1 protein-coding gene and 1 pseudogene are annotated in these 3505 nt (G+C 32.7%); both read left to right on the top strand.

The genetic code is table 11. The annotated features are described in order from the left end of the window. Positions 1–181 (top strand): annotated as a pseudogene (locus RWO76_RS08760) (hypothetical protein); the annotation flags it as partial. After that, positions 174–3505, top strand: a 3332-nt coding sequence (locus RWO76_RS08755) for a phosphoribosylformylglycinamidine synthase (protein ID WP_314355254.1), incomplete at its 3' end; no start/stop codon positions are given. The pseudogene RWO76_RS08760 and the gene RWO76_RS08755, both read left to right, overlap by 8 nt.

The following is a 3505-nucleotide window of genomic DNA, read 5'->3' as shown; positions in this document are numbered from 1 at the left end:
GATTGAAAACCGTGAGACGACTTTATACAATATACTAGGTCAGGATGAAGATTATTTTAAAAATCTAATTACTAAAAAACAAGGTTATTTACATCTTTACGAAAAAGAAGCTCGTGAAAATAGAAAAATTGGTCATATTAACTTTTATGGTGATGTACATTTAGGAGGATACGATGAGTAATAAAAGAATTTTTATAAAAAAACGTCAAGGATATAATAAGGAAGAATTACAGCTGAAAGATGCACTTAATCTAGAATACAATCTAGGTTTAGGAAACGTACAGGTGTATGTTATTTATGATATTTATAATATTGATGAAGAAACTTATAAACTAGCTAAAACTTCGGTATTTTCTGAAGTCGTTGTTGATGAGGTTTTTGAAAGTATTAATCTAGAAGATGGGAAATATTTCGCTTACGAAGTGCTTCCTGCTCAATACGATCAAAGAGCTGATAGTGCGACTCAGTGTATAAAGTTGCTTAATACAAAAAGTGAAGCAACTGTTAGAAGTGGTAAGCTAGTTATTTTTGATAAAAAATTAAATTCAGATGAACTAAAATTAGTTGAAAATTATTTAGTAAATCCTATCGAAGCAAGAGTTAAAGATTTATCAGTATTAGAATTTTCACTAAATTCTGAACCTAAACCTCTTAAAAAACTGGATGGATTTTTAGAATATTCTCACTTGCAGTTAGAAACTGTAAAAAAAGAATTTTCTTTAGCAATGAATATAGAAGATTTAGAATTTATTCAAAGTTATTTTAAAACAGAAGGACGTGCTCCTACGGAAACTGAAATTTATGTTCTTGATTGTTATTGGAGTGATCACTGCCGTCATACAACATTTGAAACAGTTCTTGATGAAATTAATATTGAATCTGAACTTTTCAAAAAGGAAATGCAAGATGCTTTTGATTACTATCTAAAAGTTCGTGGAGAGCTTAATCGTGAAGATAAGCCATTAACACTTATGGATATGGCAAGTATTATTGGTAAATATCATGTTGGTATATTAAATGATGAAAATATCGAAGTAAGTGAAGAAATTAATGCATGTTCATTCTTTACAACTATTCAAAATAAAGGTAAAGAAGAACGTTGGTTAATTCAGTTTAAAAACGAAACACATAATCACCCAAGTGAAATTGAACCATTTGGTGGAGCAAGTACTTGTATAGGAGGAGCTATTCGAGATCCACTATCAGGACGTAGTTATGTATATCAAGCTATGCGTATCTCTGGAAGTGGAAATATTCTCCAAAAACGTGAAGATACTTTAGCACATAAACTTCCACAGGTAGAGATAGCAAAAGGAACAGCGCACGGTAACTCATCGTATGGGAATCAAATCGGTCTAGCAACAACGTTTGTTCGTGAGATTTATGATGATAGTTATGTTGCCAAACATATGGAAGTCGGAGCTGTTGTAGGAGCTGTAAAAGAAGGAGATTATAAACGTGAAACTTTAGTCGCTGGAGATATTGTTGTGATGATTGGTGGTCGTACTGGTCGTGATGGTATCCAGGGGGCTAGTGGTTCAAGTGTTGAGCATACTAACGATTCTTTAGAAACTATGTCAAGTCAAGTACAGAAAGGTAATGCTCCTGAAGAAAGAAAATTACAAAGGTTGTTTAGAAAACCAGAAGTTACTAGACTTATTAAAAAATGTAATGACTTTGGTGCTGGCGGAGTTTGTGTTTCTATCGGAGAGTTATCAGACGGTATTGAAATTCACCTTGATAAAGTTCTAACAAAATATAAAGGACTTAATGCAACGGAACTTGCTACTAGTGAATCGCAAGAGAGAATGTCTGTTGCGATTGACAAAAAAGATTATGATGCATTTGTTCGTGAATGTGAAAAAGAAAATATTGAGTATGCACATGTTGCGACTGTAACAGACCGTCGCCGCTTAGAAATGTACTACAATGATGAAAAAGTAGTAGATATGAGTGCAGATTTCTTAGAAACAAGTGGGGTAAGACAACATACTAAAGCAACATTAGTAGATAATAAAGCTGAAAATCCATTTACAGATAAAGAATTTTCTAGAGAAGCTGTGTTAAAAGAACTTGGAGAATTAAATGTAACTTGCCAAAAAGGATTAGCTTCAAAATTCGACTCTTCAATTGGAGCTTCAACAGTTCTTATGCCATTTGCAGGTCGCCATAAACTTACACCTGTTCAAGCAAGTGTTCAAGCATTACCAACATTGCACTCAACAAGCGATACGGCAACGATCCTTACATATGGATTTATTCCGAAAATTTCATACTATTCACCATTTTTATCTTCTATCTACGCAGTGTTAGAATCAGTAGCTAAAGTTTATGCAGTCGGTGGTACACGAGAAAATCTTTACTTCTCATTCCAAGAGTATTTCGAAAAACTTGGTAAAGATAGTTCTAAATGGGGTAAAGTTACTCAAAGTTTATTAGGAAGTATTTATGCTCAACGTGAAATTGGTCGCCCAAGTATTGGCGGAAAAGATAGTATGTCAGGAACGTTCAATGATCTTAATGTTGTAGAAACACTAATTTCATTTGCCTGCGTGCCTGTAAAAATAAATGATGTTATAACTCCAGATTTAAAAGAAGTTGGAAACAAACTTTACTATGTGCCAGTAGTAAAAGATGAAAAAGGATATCCAGATATTGCAGCCACTTTAGAAAATTATGAACTTGTTCATAAATATATTAAAGAAGGTAAAGTAGTTTCAGCATATGTTCAAGAAGAAGGTAGCTTAGCCGCTTCTCTAGTAAAAATGTCATTAGGTAACGATTTAGGATTTGAAGTAGAAAAAGAAAATGTTTTAAACTTTGATCCAGCATCATTAGTAGTGGAAGCAAAAGAAAAATTACCATTTGAATGTATTGGTAAAGTAAGCAGTAGAATTATAATAAACAATGAATTATTTACACATAATGATATATATGAAGCTTATACAGCTACTCTAAATGATATTTATCCGATGTATCAAAACGAAGATAAAGGAACTGTAGAAAATCTTCACACAGAAAATAAAGGACGAAAATATTATCCAGAATATGTAGAGAATGTAAAAGTAGTTATACCTGTCTTCCCTGGTACGAACTGTGAGTATGATAGTGAGAAAGCATTTATTGAAGCAGGAGCAACTCCTACGACAGTAGTAATCAGAAATACTCGAGAAAATGATATTGATGAATCTATTGACGAATTTGTAAGTGCAATAGAAAAATCACATATTATCATGTTCCCAGGTGGATTTTCTAGTGGAGATGAACCAGACGGAAGTGCTAAGTATATTGTTAACTTCTTAAAAAATGAAAAGGTAAAAAATGCTATTCACAAACATTTAGCTGAGAAAAAACTTATATTAGGAATCTGTAATGGATTCCAAGCATTGCTTAAATCAGGATTACTTCCTTATGGAGAAGTTCGTGAATTAAATGAAGATGATTTGACATTATACAGAAATGATAGTTATGAACATATTTCAACAACAGCATTTACTCGTGTAGC

Source organism: uncultured Granulicatella sp. (genome assembly GCF_963521425.1).
Classification (GTDB): Bacteria; Bacillota; Bacilli; order Lactobacillales; family Aerococcaceae; genus Granulicatella.
This window is presented reverse-complemented; position numbering and strand designations above follow the sequence as displayed.